Source organism: Methylohalobius crimeensis 10Ki (assembly GCF_000421465.1).
Lineage (GTDB): Bacteria > Pseudomonadota > Gammaproteobacteria > Methylococcales > Methylothermaceae > Methylohalobius > Methylohalobius crimeensis.
This window is the reverse complement of the sequence record NZ_ATXB01000001.1, coordinates 2,137,132-2,150,253: the sequence shown is the minus strand read 5'-3', so window position 1 is coordinate 2,150,253 and position 13,122 is coordinate 2,137,132. Positions and strand designations below refer to the sequence as shown.

At 57.1% G+C, this 13,122-nt stretch carries 9 protein-coding genes, 2 tRNA genes and 1 other annotated feature; of the genes, 1 reads left to right on the top strand and 10 read right to left on the bottom strand.

The window, feature by feature from the left end; genetic code table 11:
• Position 1 precedes the first annotated feature (1 nt).
• The 5 genes from H035_RS19295 to H035_RS19285 all read right to left on the bottom strand — a co-directional run bounded on the left by H035_RS19295 (position 2) and on the right by H035_RS19285 (position 8,189).
• Positions 2 to 2,050 carry an Hsp70 family protein gene (locus tag H035_RS19295; protein WP_022948978.1) on the bottom strand — a complete coding sequence of 683 codons (2,049 nt, stop codon included), beginning with the start codon at positions 2,048 to 2,050 and terminating at the stop codon, positions 2 to 4.
• On the bottom strand, positions 2,047 to 2,706 hold the full coding sequence (locus H035_RS0110745) for a DUF2760 domain-containing protein (RefSeq protein WP_022948977.1): 660 nt from the start codon (positions 2,704 to 2,706) through the stop codon (positions 2,047 to 2,049). The genes H035_RS19295 and H035_RS0110745 overlap by 4 nt, the downstream gene beginning before the upstream one ends.
• A gap of 59 nt (positions 2,707 to 2,765) precedes the next feature.
• The gene (locus tag H035_RS0110740; RefSeq protein ID WP_152486017.1) at positions 2,766 to 3,191 is read right to left on the bottom strand and encodes a hypothetical protein; all 426 of its coding nucleotides are present in this window, start codon (positions 3,189 to 3,191) and stop codon (positions 2,766 to 2,768) included.
• 797 nt (positions 3,192 to 3,988) lie between these two features.
• A complete protein-coding gene (locus tag H035_RS20830) occupies positions 3,989 to 7,192 on the bottom strand; it encodes an EAL domain-containing protein (RefSeq protein WP_022948974.1) in 3,204 nt (1,067 codons plus the stop codon).
• Between the two features lies 1 nt (position 7,193).
• Entirely contained in the window at positions 7,194 to 8,189 is a 996-nt protein-coding gene (locus H035_RS19285) for an ABC transporter substrate-binding protein (RefSeq protein WP_022948973.1), read from the bottom strand.
• Positions 8,190 to 8,372: 183 nt separating this feature from the next.
• Here H035_RS19285 and H035_RS0110720 point away from each other — a divergent pair, with 183 nt between their 5' ends.
• Entirely contained in the window at positions 8,373 to 8,840 is a 468-nt protein-coding gene (locus H035_RS0110720; RefSeq protein WP_026596504.1) for a thermonuclease family protein, read from the top strand.
• Between the two features lie 479 nt (positions 8,841 to 9,319).
• Here H035_RS0110720 and H035_RS0110715 read toward each other — a convergent pair.
• The 5 genes from H035_RS0110715 to H035_RS0110690 form a co-directional block, all read right to left on the bottom strand.
• Positions 9,320 to 10,539 (bottom strand): IS3 family transposase gene (locus tag H035_RS0110715; protein ID WP_152486016.1). Its coding sequence is split into 2 segments (ribosomal slippage): positions 9,320 to 10,254 and positions 10,254 to 10,539, totalling 1,221 coding nucleotides; the frame shifts between segments, so codons are not numbered across the junction.
• Positions 10,145 to 10,261 (bottom strand) — a sequence feature (AL1L pseudoknot). Its footprint overlaps the gene before it by 117 nt.
• Before the next feature lie 53 nt (positions 10,540 to 10,592).
• Positions 10,593 to 11,033: a hypothetical protein gene (locus H035_RS0110705; RefSeq protein ID WP_022948971.1), complete on the bottom strand. Its 441-nt coding sequence runs from the start codon at positions 11,031 to 11,033 to the stop codon at positions 10,593 to 10,595.
• Positions 11,034 to 11,446: 413 nt separating this feature from the next.
• Positions 11,447 to 11,522, bottom strand: a tRNA-Lys gene (locus tag H035_RS0110700).
• Between the two features lie 4 nt (positions 11,523 to 11,526).
• Positions 11,527 to 11,602: transfer RNA gene (locus H035_RS0110695), tRNA-His, on the bottom strand.
• Positions 11,603 to 11,715: 113 nt separating this feature from the next.
• Entirely contained in the window at positions 11,716 to 13,053 is a 1,338-nt protein-coding gene (locus tag H035_RS0110690; RefSeq protein WP_200861544.1) for an MATE family efflux transporter, read from the bottom strand.
• Positions 13,054 to 13,122 lie beyond the last annotated feature (69 nt).

Below are 13,122 nucleotides of genomic sequence, written 5' to 3'. Positions count from 1 at the left end.
ATTACTTCTTGAATGGCCAGAAACTCGGTTTCTGTTCCTGCTCCGAACTTTCACCTTCCGGCGCGCCGGGTTCCTCTGCGGACTCGGTCGCCTCGGCTTCGGTTTCCGGAGTGGATTCGGAAGTAGGCTCCGGCGATTCGGATTCCGAAGTTTCTTCAAGGCTTTCGGATGTTTCGCGCGTCGAGGACGACTCCTCGGCTTGAGATTGCGTCGATTCTTGTCCGCGGACCTCGAATTCCACTTTCCAGCGTTCGCCGGTGTCTTTGGCCACCGCTTCCAAGCGCAAGGTGCCCACTTCGGTGTAGAGGGCCGCCAGTTGAACCGGAACCACTTCGCCGGGCTGGTGATTTTCCGGGGACAGAGTGACTTCGATTTCCGCCAGTTCCTGGACTTCCTCGTCGGTCCAGTGATCGAGCAGGGCACCTACCGGGTCTTCGCGGCGGATGGTGGAATTGAAAAAGCGGAACCGCACCGGCTCGCCCACCACCACGCCGAACTCGTGGGGCGGCAGGGGCGCTTCGGTGCCTTCTTCCATGCCGAAGGGCGCGACGCACAATAGGCGAATCGGAGGCGGGAAGCCGGGGACCGCGGGCATGGCGCTCTCCACGCCGATGTAGTAGGCCGCCGCCGTTCCGCCGCGAATGCGGACGCCCCCGCCCATGCGAACATAGCCGTAATAGGAGCCGCCGCGGGCCACCGCCAGATCCAGATCGGCGCCTTCCAGGAGGCGGGCGGCCGGGGCGTCATCAGCGGTCAGCCACTGATTGACCACCGCCAGTAGTCGGTCGGACAACAGTTGGGGCTTGAACACCCCGCCGTTGAGAAGCACCGCCGAAGGATGGATAAAACGTGCGTTTTCGGGTAGATCCACGCCTTCCAACTCGTCCACGGCACTCACCTGGCGGCTGAGGAAATGGGCCAAGTGGGCGGTGATGCGGGCGTCCTGGGCGTAGGGAAGGCCCAGGGTGGTCAGACCGGTGCGCGGGCGGGAAATGGGTTTCTCGGTAACCTCCACCTGTGGGAAAAAGCCATCGATGAGGGTTCGGTTCACTTCTTCCCGGGTCAACTCGGCGCGCAGCGTGCCGCCGATCAGCTTGGAGCCGCGGCTGGGGACGACCACCGGGGCCTGGGCCAGATCCGGATCCGCCAAAAGCTGTTCCTTGGCGCCGCGGCAACTGTGGGTCAGCGCCTGTACCTGCCAGGGATCGAGGGGCTTGCCTTCCTGCTCCAGCTTCATTTTGACCACGTAGGCCAAAGCCAGGTCCATGTTGTCGCCGCCGAGAAGAATGTGATCCCCCACCGCGACGCGGTTGAGCTGGAGGTTGCCGTCTTCCTCGGTGACGGCGATCAGGGACAGGTCGGTGGTACCGCCGCCCACGTCCACCACCAGGATGATGTCGCCCACCTGGACCTGTTCGCGCCACTGCCCCTCGGTGCGCTGAATCCAGCTGTACAGAGCCGCCTGGGGTTCTTCCAGCAGAATCGCCTGTGACAATCCCGCTTCCCGGGCGGCTTCGGCGGTCAGCTCGCGCGCCGCCGGATCGAAGGAAGCCGGGACGGTGATGACCAAGTCCTGCTGCTCCAGCGGGCTGTCCGGGTGTTGGTGGTTCCAGGCGTCGCGCAGATGCTGGAGGTATTCCAGGGAAGCTTGGTAGGGAGAGGTCCGGGGGACTTCCTCCGGCGCTTCGATGGGCAGGAAAGCATCCTTGGGGTTGACGCCGGCATGGCAAAGCCAGCTTTTGGCGCTCGCCACCAGCCGGATGGGGGTTTTGCTGCCCATTTCCCGAGCCAGCACGCCGACGATATGATCGACGTTCTCGCGCCACGGGAGAACCCGGTCCTCGGCGCCCAGTTCGTCGGGATGGGGCAGATATTCGAAGGAAGGCAGCTGCCCGCGCTCCTCCACTTCGCCCGGGGCGATCAATTGGGGAATACCCGCCACTTCCACCGGCGCTTTTTCCCGATCGCACTGGCTCAGGTCCACCCACGACACCACGCTATTGGTGGTGCCCAGATCGATGCCGACCGAGTAGCGTTTTTCCTCACTCATAGCTCCACCTCCGCGGGGGCCAGAATGTCCGCCTTGTGCCCCTCCGACAGTTGGGGAAGCTTGACTTGGGTGGCGCGCCAGCCGCGGTGGATCAGCACGCCTTGGAAAGGCGGTTCGCCGACGATATTGCCGGTGAGGCGGGTTTCGGCCGAGTCGAAGCCTTTGGCCACCTTGATCCGGCTGCCTTCTTCTTCGGTTCGAACCGGTGAAATTTCGAAATGCTCGTCAAGCACCTTGCGGCAACCTTCGTGAACGATCCGAGCCGCGGCGCCCACGTCGGCGTCGGAATAGGCGCCGATATCTTCTTCCAGGAAATCGATCAGGCGCGCTTCGGATTGAAGCAGTCCCAAAAGCTGGAGCGCGGCGTCCGGCGTGGGTTCCCGCAAAACGATCGGTTTGGGGGGCGGAGCGGGTTTTTCCTCCACCTCGGGTTTTGCCGCTGGGGGAGGCGTGGGCGCGGGTTTTTCCTCCACCACGGGCTTTTCTACTACCTTTTCGGTGATTTCGGTCCGGGGGGCGGCGCTGCGGCGCAGCAACACGATGACCGCCAAGGTCAACACCAGGACCAGCAAAAACAATAAAACGACTACGGAAACCCCCAGGATCAAATGCAGGGCATCGAGCGTTTCCGGAAGCCTGGATAGATCAATGTTCATGATTCCTCTTCAATTCATCGTTGTTATCGTCACAGGGCGATGGAAATAGGCCGATTGTATCATCCTCCGGCTTGAGCTGACTCATGCCCATCCCCGTTGGTTTTATATTGGGCCTCCATCGCCATAATCAAGCGCAGCACATGACGGGCCGCTTGGGTGCGTTTGCGCTTGAGATAGCGTCGGGTGATGCGCGGATCCACGCCTTCTTCGGCGAAGGCGGTTCGAATCGGTTCCAAGCGCTTTTCGCAAGGCTTGAGCAGCGCCTCGGTCTCGTAGCGGGAGTCGCCGCCTCGATAGCGGTAATGGGCCAACTGGTCTTGAATACAACCGAAATAGTCGCGGCTTGATTGCCGAGCCTGCTTGATCGTCCGATCCGACAAGGTGGTGGGTTGCCACTGCTTGTCCGTTGGCTTGCCTTCCGGCGTACCGGCGCAGCCGGCAAGAATAAAAACAAAGCCCGCCGTCAAGCTCAACCGGATATGCATGGGATAGGTCTCTTGAAATGGAAACACGTGAATTTACGATTGATAAAAGTTTTCAATTATATGGGGGATGATTTCGAGCTGCCAGTGGTTAGGGCAAAGTCCCGACTTTGGGCTAATCCTACACCGATGCGGCCAAGTTCGGCAGATTGTTCTAGCTTTTTCTTATCCCGATCGAGATATTGAAAAAGGAGACTACTTTTTCGCCCGAATGAGTGCTACTGTTTTGACGATCTATCAATCTCAGAGAGGGAGAGATGCCGGATCAATCTGCAACTATGCTAGAAGCTTGGACGGCGGTCTTCAAGTATGCCGTGACCTCGCCATTGGGTATTATTGGGTTGATTATCTTGGTTGCCGGGAGTGTTGTCATTGCCTTATTCAGATCCGTGGACAATCCCCGCACCAAACTCTATGCGGTCATGATGATGTTTCTCTTCTTCGGGGTCCTGGTCACTGTCGCGGTTTATCAAGTACAACCGACGGTTTCGGTTACCGAAGAGATGTTGGCTTCAGCGTCAACCCCACCCGCTCCGAGAGTGAGGTCGGCGGATCCACAGCTATCCGGTAAGGTCGATTGCGGAACCGCTTGGACAGGGTGGGTAGAACCCGGGGATTCGGTGAGCGATCCTTGTCCCAGTGGATGTGCACGTGGCGCTGAGCTTGTCCGGCGTTTTCAGGTAGTGGGTTTTCCTCCCCAACCCCAGGTGAAATACAAGTTTCAGTGTTGGCGAAAGTGAGGACCATTGGAGGGAGTTCCGCATACTTTATTAATATATGGAGTTCCCTCGACAGGGGAATCAAATTCTCCACTTGGCGATGAATTCTTCCCAAGGCAAAGGTCGGTCGAACAGATATCCTTGGAAATAGATGCAGCCGCGTTCTTCGAGAAAGTCCCGCTGAATCCGGGTTTCTACCCCCTCGGCGACCACTTCCAGATTCAGGTGGCGAGCCACCGACAAAATGGTTTCCACCAAGGCGGCATCGTTGAGGTCGTCGGGCAGATCTTGGGTAAAGGTGCGGTCGATTTTAAGCTCTTTGAGCGGTAATCGTTTCAGATAGGCCAGGGAAGAGTAGCCGGTGCCGAAGTCGTCAATGGCGAAGTGAATGCCCAAGGTGCGTAGCTCCTCCATTTTGGCGATGGTATCGTGAATGTCTTCGATAACCAGGTTTTCGGTGACTTCCAGCACCAGGTGGTTGGGATCGGCTCCGGAGTGCAGTAGGGTGGAGCGCAGTCGGTCCACGAAGTTGGGCGCTCGGAATTGGCGGGGGCTGACGTTTACCGCTAGACGCAGCGGATGGCCGGTATCGTCGAAATGCTTGAGTAAACGGGCCGTCTCGCCAAATACCCAATCTCCGAGATTTTGGATGAGGCCCGATTCCTCGGCGATGGGAATGAAAGTGATGGGAGAGACGAGCCCACGCTCGGGATGCCGCCAGCGAAGCAAGACTTCCGCTCCTTTGAGGCGCATGTTGCGGTCCACTTGGGGTTGGAGGAACAACACCAGTTCATCGGCATCCACGGCACGATGGAGATCCTGCTCCAAGGCCAAGCGCTCCCGGACCTCCCGTTGCATGTTCGGCTCGAAGTAGAGCACGCCGCCGCGTCCCGCTTCCTTGGCTTGGTACATGGCGGTATCGGCTTCCCGAAGCAGGTCGTCGCAATTCTCATTTTCCTTGGGAAATACCGTGATGCCGATGCTGGCGCCGATATGATAATCCACGCCGTCTACATTGAAAGGCGGTTGCAGCGTGATGCGTACCTTCTGGGCTACGGATCTGGCCAGGTGCGCGGCCGCCTCGCGCTCGTCGGCAAGATCGGTGAGCAGCACCACGAACTCGTCTCCGCCCAAACGGGCCACCATGTCTCCTTCGCGTAGGAAGCGCGTGAGTCTGGCGCCTACTTGCTTGAGTACCCGGTCGCCCACTTGATGGCCACGGGCATCGTTGACCCGTTTAAACTGATCCAAATCAATGAACAACAAGGCGCCGATGTGGCCACTGCGCTGCGCCCCGGCCAAACTGTGATGCAAGTACTCCATGAGCAGGTGGCGGTTGGGCAAACCGGTGAGGGCGTCGTAATAGGCCAGCCGATGGATTTCCTTTTCGGCGTTCTTGCGGGAACTGATGTCGCGTACCAGCACCACCAGTTCGTCGCTGTTAGCCACTTGATTGATGTGCGCCTCGAACCACCGCTTTCCCTGAGGAAAAGGCAGCTCCAGCTCCTGGGTGACGGTTTGTTCGCTGCGGCGTAACTTGTCGAGGGCTTTCTGAAAATCCCGGGAGACTTGGGGCGGCATCACTTCGCTCACGCGTCGTCCCATGAAATTTTCAGGCGGCAAATAAAGATCGGACGGATTTTGCGCCCGGAAGTCGAGAAATCTGCCCTCGCCATCCAATAGAAAAAAGAGATCCGGGAGTGCCGCGAGAATCGCTTCCAGTTCGGCCCTCCGGTGTTCGATTTCGGTTTGTGCCTGGCGGAGATCGGTGATATCCAAGCAATGACCGATGTAGCCGAGAAAACGGCCTTTGCTGGTGTAGCGTGGTTGGGCCTCGTCGATGATCCAGCGATATGTCCCGTCGTGGCGGCAGAGGCGATAAACCATGCTGAAAGGCTTCCGCCGATCGAACGCTTGTTCATAGGTGGCCAGACAATCGGCGAGATCGTCCGGATGGACTCCTTGGGTCCAACCGTCGCCCAATTCTTCTTCCAAACGGCGGCCGGTGAATGCCAGCCAAGGGCGGTTAAAGTAAGTGCAACGTTTGTCGGGGCCGGAAGCCCAGATGAGCGCCTGGCCGGAATCGGCCAGCGTTCGGTAATGCAGTTCGCTTTCCGCCAGGGCTTCGCGGAGGCGGTAGGCTTCGGTCACGTCGCGGAATACCATCACCACGCCAGTCAGTTGACCTCGGTCGTCTCGGATGGGGGCGGCGGAATCGGCAATGTGATAGCGTTTGCCGTCGCGAGCGATGAGTGCTGTGTGGTTGGCCAACCCCATCGCCTCACCGGTGCGAATGACCTGTTCGACCGGAATCGGCGCGGGGCAACCGGTTTGAGTATTCTCGATGCGAAAAATCCGGTCCACGGACTGGCCTTCGGCTTCGGCGAAGGACCATCCGGTCAGTGTCTCGGCGATGGGGTTCATGAGGGTGATCCGGCCTTCAAGATCGGTGGCGATCAAGGCGTCGCCGATCGAATGCAGCGTCGTGGCCAAATGTTCCCGGCTGGATATCAAATTGCGCATGGCGCTTTCAAGCTCGCTGGCCATGCCTTGGAAGCTTTGGGCCAATTCGGTGAATTCCGGCGCCCCGGTCACATGAATCGGGATGTTGAGATTTCCCCGTCCCAGCTCGCGAGTTGCCTGACGCAAGGATTCAAGCGGTCGGGTGATTTGTTGATGCAAGATCCAGGCGAGCGCGATGCTGACTATCAGAATTGCCGCAGCGATCGGCGCGCTTTCGGTCAAGACTTGCACGCCAATATTGGCAACGGCGGGGCTCAGATCGTATTCCAAATACACGGCGCCCTGCTTAAGGCTGCGCAATTGACCTTCGGAAACGGGGAAAGGATAAGGATGCAGAATGCTAAGTCTCGCCCGGTCGCGCCGTTCGACCACATTCGGCAGAGCCCCTGCGACGGTTTTTTCCAGTCGACTGGCGTCGAAATGAGAGAGCAACTCGGTCAAAAAAAGACCTTGCCATTCCTTGCGGTGGGCGAACAACACCCGGCCATCCGGATCGAGCACCGCAACTACCGCCACCTGCGGATCGGTATACAGTTGGCTGGGTTTGTGCGCCATGAGGCGGGGCGTCGTTCGCATCATACGTTCGGCTTCGCTTGCCAGGTGGAGGGCTTGGGCGGAAATATCCTGGTGAGCTTCACGGTAAAGATGACGATGGCGGTAATGTTGGGTAGACCAGACGGAGACGGTCAAAGTGCCCGCCAATGACAAGAAAATCACAAGCGGCAGCCAAAGGCGCAAGGGGAAACGAATAAGCAAATCCATATTATGTTTCCAGTAAGCTTGCGGTGGCCAGCCCCGTGACTGCGACCGGGCGGGAGAGAAGTTTGTGCTTCAGCATCAATGCCTGCAGCTTGTCTGCTTGACGCTCTAAAGGGGGCGGCGACCCCATGAGCCATTGGCGGTTTTCCTCCAGACCGGGCAGGTGTATGCCTTGATAAGCCTTCAAAATTTCGGTTTCGGTTAATTCCAAGCGTTGCTGCATGTCGCGCACGGTCGCTCGGGGGGCCGTGCGCAGCCGATCGACGGCGCGAAAATGGGCGGCGATCAAACGTCGCGCTGCGCCGGAAAGAATCGGGAGGGCTTCCGGCCTAAAGGCGAGAACATCCATAATCCGATCGGGAATTTGACGACTGTCGAACAGTCGGTTTGCGCCCTCCGCTTCCAGCAGGCTCGCAGTGGGTTCAAAAGTGACCAATGCGTCTACCCGTCCTTTCAAATAGGCTTCACGATGTTCATGATAATAGAGAGGAACCAGGATGATGTCCTTGGAGGTGAGATGCGCGCGTTCGAGTGCCGCCGAGAGCATCACGGCGCCGACCGCAGTGGTTTCCACTCCCACTCGCCTGTCTGCCAGAGAAAAAAGATCGGGGATATCGGGGTGGGCCAGCAGGACGTCGGCGCCGCGGGAAAAATCGAAAATCAGTGCGATTTCCAGTGGTACGCCCTGGGCTTGCGCGGTTAACACCTCGTCCAACGTCAGGGCGGCTCCCTCCACCCGGCCGGCATACAACAGGCGCAGTGCTTCGCTCGTGGATCGGGTTTCTATCAGGCGGATGGATCGGTCGTCGATCCAACCGTATTTCCTGGCCAGGAACATGGGTTCATAACCCAACCACACCCCGCTTGCCACGCGTAGCGGAGGTTGGTGACGGAGTTGGCATCCGGTTAAGTAGGAACCGACAAAAAAACCTGTTGCGGTAGTGAGAAAACGACGTCGGCTGAGAGTACTCACACCTTTGTCCTTTGTGTTTTTCCCCATAAATTAATGAGTCCGGGTTATCGCTTCGAACGACATCCTAACTCTTTGTGAGAATAAATTTGTGAGCACTTTGTCAGAACTGTAGCAGGGGGCTTCATTGATGTCATCTGCAATAGAACCAAACGGGCATATGCTCGAGGACTTTCGAGAAAGGAGGGTTTGATGGGAGGTGGGAAGAAGGTAATGACAGGAATATTGTTGGGGGTCCTTTGGGGGGCCTTCGGGGAGACAAAAGGGGCGGATATCGTAAGTTACGCCATCGTCCAGGAAGACGCGACTCTGAAAGTGAAAGGGCGAACGATCCGGCTGTTCGGTATTTATATTCCTCCTACCGACCGGACTTGCCTGAGGTTTCTACGTCCTACGCCTTGTGGATCGAGAGCGGCCATGGCCTTGGAGCTCAAAATTCAGGGCTTCGTCCACTGTGAAGAAAAGGAGGTGTATGCCGACGGTAGCATTAGCGCTATCTGCTGGGTAGGACGCAGCACTTTCGATGAGGGCGAGGATCTGTCTGCCTATCTCATTAGGGAGGGTTGGGCTGTGGCCCTACCCGATGCGCCTTTCGAATACCACGTGCTGGAAAAAATTGCGCGCCGGCGAAGTCTAGGTGTTTGGGGTTTCCCGGTAGACCGCTTTCGTCATTCTGATTGATCATTCGGGACACGACAGCTAAGAAAAGATAATCGTGACTTGATAGACAAAATAAATGTCTGGGAGCCGCCGCAAGCTTGGCGCTACTAAAACTGATACTACACTTCACTTGGGACCGCGTATGGGTATTTCGCTTTTTGGCGAATAGGTCCGGCCCATGCGCGGCCCATCCATGATTCCCAAAAACTGTCGGGGCGGTTCACCACCCTTTGGTGAAACCCACACAGGCCGGGCGATCCCCGGCCTTTTATATGGTAGAGAGTGTTTGAATCCGGCATCACTGGTGGGATTTTCCACTATGGCCGGAAATCAAGTCGGCTGGTGGTGAAGCCTGATTTACTTCCAACGCTGTGCCGCGCAACTCCCCATTTTCTGTTTGAACACGACCCCTCAAGGTGCAGGGCCTATCAAACTGAATAGGAGAGAAGACCAACATAAGTTGAATCGCTCCGGGTTCACCGGAGACCCGTTAGTTTGAGTCAGGCTGCTTCAACTGACTCCTCCAGTTGGCGATAATACGCCAATTCATATTCCGCCGGCGGCATGTTGCCGATCGGCTCCAACAACCGACGGTGGTTGAACCAATCGACCCATTCCAGGGTGGTATATTCGACATCGTCGATACCGCGCCACGGGCCCTTGTGGCGAATCACCTCTGTCTTGAACAGCCCATTGATGGTTTCGGCCAGGGCGTTGTCATAGGAATCGCCTACGCTGCCCACCGAAGCATCAATGCCCGCTTTCGCCAGCCGCTCGGTGTAACGGATCGACAAATACTGAACCCCGCGGTCGCTGTGATGGACCAGCCCCTCGGCTTTACCTCGCGCCCAGATGGCTTGCTCCAACGCATCCAGGACCAAATCGGTATGGAGTGACCGGTTTACACGCCAGCCCACAATACGGCGAGCAAACACATCGATGACGAACGCAACATAGACAAAACCGGACCAGGTCGCAACATACGTAATATCGGCCACCCACAGCTCGTTGGGACGGTGGGCGACAAACTGCCGGTTGACTTTGTCTGCCGGCCGCTCCAGCTGATCATCGGTTCCCGTCGTCCAGGTGCGCGCGCCGCGTCTAACGCCTTGAAGGCCCAGCTTTTTCATGAGTCGGGCTACCGTGCAGCGGGCCACCATGGTCTCTTCGCGCAAGAGTTGCCGCCAGACCTTGCGAACACCGTAAACACCGAAGTGCTCGTGCCAGACCCGGAGAATCTCAACTTCCAGTGCCCGATCCCGCTTGGCGCGAGCCGGTAGCCGCTCGGGATCTCGTTCTCGGGCTTTCTGCTCATAATACGTGGACGGGGCAATCTGAAGCGCTTTGCAGATTGGCTCGACCCCGTGCGTCGCCCGGTGCTCGTCGATAAAATCCACCCTTATTTCTGTCGGCGGTCGAGCTCCGCCTGGGCAAAATAAGCGGATGCCTTGCGTAATATCTCGTTGGCCCGCTTCAACTCCCTGTTCTCACGTTCCAGCTGCTTGAGGCGTTCTCGCTCCGACGTGGCCATCCCACCACGAATCCCTTGATCCGTTTCCGTTTGCCGTACCCATTTGCGCAGCGTCTCCGGTGTGCAACCAATCTTTGACGCCACCGATTGGATCGCTGCCCACTGAGAACCATGCTCCGCTTGGTGATCCAATACCAGCCGAACCGCCCGTTCCCGGACTTCCGGCGCATATCTTATTCGCTTGTTCATGACTCCATCCTCTCAAGAAATGGAGTCTCCGGCAAAACCGGGGCGGTTCAGTTTTAAGCGTGGTTATGTCTCTCCCGCCGTATCAGGATTGTGGAACCCGCCCAACCGATAAGGAAGAGGGGGAGTGTAGCGGGCTCAGAAATCCGAGTGGCGCTTACCGATCCGCTAAGAACAAAGGAAGTGGGATTGCCGGTGGTCGGGCCTTGGTTTTCGATGGTGACTTGAAGAACATTCAGACCATCGGCGAACCACGAGAGATCGGCAATTGAAAATGGGGTTGGCGAAGTGAATTCTTCACAACCTGTAGACGAGCACGAAGCTCCGGAAATATTGGGGCCGACAAAGGCAATATTCCCATTAAGGCGCATCTCTATCAGCCGGTTATCGGCCGCATATCGCCCCTGGATAGAAATACCATCCAGCGAAGCAAGGTCGAGATTGAACCGGGTTTCATAGGTGTAAAAACCCCAAGGGGCATCAATGTTTGTCTGCATCGAAGCGCTAACCCATCTTGCTTCGGGACCCAAATCAGTGAATCGGCTACGCGATGGGGGGACAACTGAAGCGCTCGTTAATGCCACACCACTTGGCTCTGCTACGACATCCCACTGATTATCGAGACTCCCGTAAGCAATCGGACTCCCTCCAGGACTGATGCCGGTGGAAAGATTAAGGACGGGAACCGCGTAGACGGCGGACATGGGAAGGCAAAGAGCTAGAGCCATGAGGATTCGAAGCATAGGCATACCCCCTTTGATTCAAGTTGCCCCGGCCCCCTGAAAGAACTCTCCCCCCCGTGGCGTATGCGGTTTTTACTTTTTCCGCCAATCTGCTTACACAGCGCTTACATATCGTCTCAAGGCAAGAATGGTTGACTGGGGAACTCCATGCAATCCTTTGATTTAATTGGTGGGTCGTCAGGGATTCGAACCCCGGACCGACGGATTAAGAGTCCGCTGCTCTACCAACTGAGCTAACGACCCAGATTGGGGTGGGTGACCGGACTTGAACCGGCGACAACTGGAATCACAATCCAGGGCTCTACCGACTGAGCTACACCCACCATTGGAGAAGTGGAATTATATCTATTTATCCGATAAAAACCAAGTACCGTATAGGACGATTTGTTTGTGTGATTTGAATCGGGGGCAGGCGACAAGAGGGCTTGGTAAGAAATCATGATTGGGACAAGGCGAGTTGCCGCTTAAGTTCGGCCATGATTTTGAGGTGATAATAGCCCATGCTCAAAGCACGCGCGCTCAAAAAGCCGGTAAACGCGATCCACAGCCCTTGATTGCCCAAGTTTTGCAGCCACCACCAGAGGGGAAGATACACGCCAAGCAAACTGAACAGCATGGCGTTTCGCATTTCCTTGGCTCGAGTCAGGCCGATGAAGATGCCGTCGAATAAAAAGCTCCAGACGGATATGACGGGCAGCAGGATCGCCCACCACAGGTAGTAGACGGCTGTGTGCCTGACCGGTTCCAGCGAGGTCAATAGTCGAATGATCCATTCTCCGGTCAAGGCATAGGTGAGACTGAAGGCGAGGGAAAACAGGAAAGACCAGCTGCAGGACGTGGCGATGGCGGATCGTAACAAAGGGAGGCTGCGGCGTCCCAAAGCTCGGCCCGTCAAGGCTTCGGCGGCGTGGGCGAAACCGTCCAGGGTATAGGCCATGAAGCTTTGCAAGTTGAGCAAAATGGTGTTGGCCGCCAGAACCACATCGCCCAATTTGGCACTCTGAGCGGTGAAAAAGGCAAAGCCGAAAATAAGCAACAGGGTGCGCACGAAAAGGTTGGCGTTGACGTTGAACATGCGTCCAAGCGCTTGCCAATGGAAGATTCCTTTCCAATTTGGACGGGGGATGGTGCGCCAGCGCCGGACGATGAAAATTCCAGCCAGCAAAAGACCGCTGTATTCCGCCGCTACGGAGGCGGCCGCCACGCCGGCTACGTTCCAGTGCATCCCCCAAACGAAGAAGCAATCCAGAACTATGTTGACCAGATTGACCGTCAGGGTGATTAGAAGAGGGATGCGGGTGTTCTGAAGCCCAATAAACCAACCGATGCAGGCGTAGTTCGCCAAGGTGGCCGGTGCGCTGAAAATGCGGATGGAAAAATACTGCTGAGCATATGCCTCCGCTTCCGGGCTCGCCTCCAGCAAATGAAAGGCGAACATCGCCGCCGGATTTTTCAAGCCGATCAGGATAGCACTCAGAATTCCGGCAAGTATCAGCGCCCGGCCCAGAATCGCCCCGATTTCGCAGGGGCTCTCGTTGCCCATCGCCTGAGCCGTGAGGCCGGTGGTTCCCATGCGCAGGAAACCGAAGCCCCAATAAAGAAAGCTGAAAATCGTCCCTCCCAGGGCGACGGCGCCAAGGTAGTAAGACCGGTCCAGGTGACCCACGACCGCCGTGTCCACCATGCCCAATAAGGGGGTGGAAAGATTGGACAGAATCATGGGCAGCGCCAGGCGCCAAGTTTCCCGATTCAAATTGTGGTTTCGTGCAGGCAAGACTATTCTCTTAACGCAGATAAGTTTCTGGATTATTTTTCTATTGTTGCGTAATCATTGGCCTAGAAC

Excerpts from the sequence above, each read along its gene's own strand:
- H035_RS19295 (WP_022948978.1), bottom strand. The coding sequence starts at position 2,050 with ATGAGTGAGGAAAAACGCTACTCGGTCGGCATCGATCTGGGCACCACC.
- H035_RS0110745 (WP_022948977.1), bottom strand. The coding sequence starts at position 2,706 with ATGAACATTGATCTATCCAGGCTTCCGGAAACGCTCGATGCCCTGCAT.
- H035_RS0110740 (WP_152486017.1), bottom strand. The coding sequence starts at position 3,191 with ATGCATATCCGGTTGAGCTTGACGGCGGGCTTTGTTTTTATTCTTGCC.
- H035_RS20830 (WP_022948974.1), bottom strand. The coding sequence starts at position 7,192 with ATGGATTTGCTTATTCGTTTCCCCTTGCGCCTTTGGCTGCCGCTTGTG.
- H035_RS19285 (WP_022948973.1), bottom strand. The coding sequence starts at position 8,189 with ATGGGGAAAAACACAAAGGACAAAGGTGTGAGTACTCTCAGCCGACGT.
- H035_RS0110720 (WP_026596504.1), top strand. The coding sequence starts at position 8,373 with ATGACAGGAATATTGTTGGGGGTCCTTTGGGGGGCCTTCGGGGAGACA.
- H035_RS0110705 (WP_022948971.1), bottom strand. The coding sequence starts at position 11,033 with ATGCAGACAAACATTGATGCCCCTTGGGGTTTTTACACCTATGAAACC.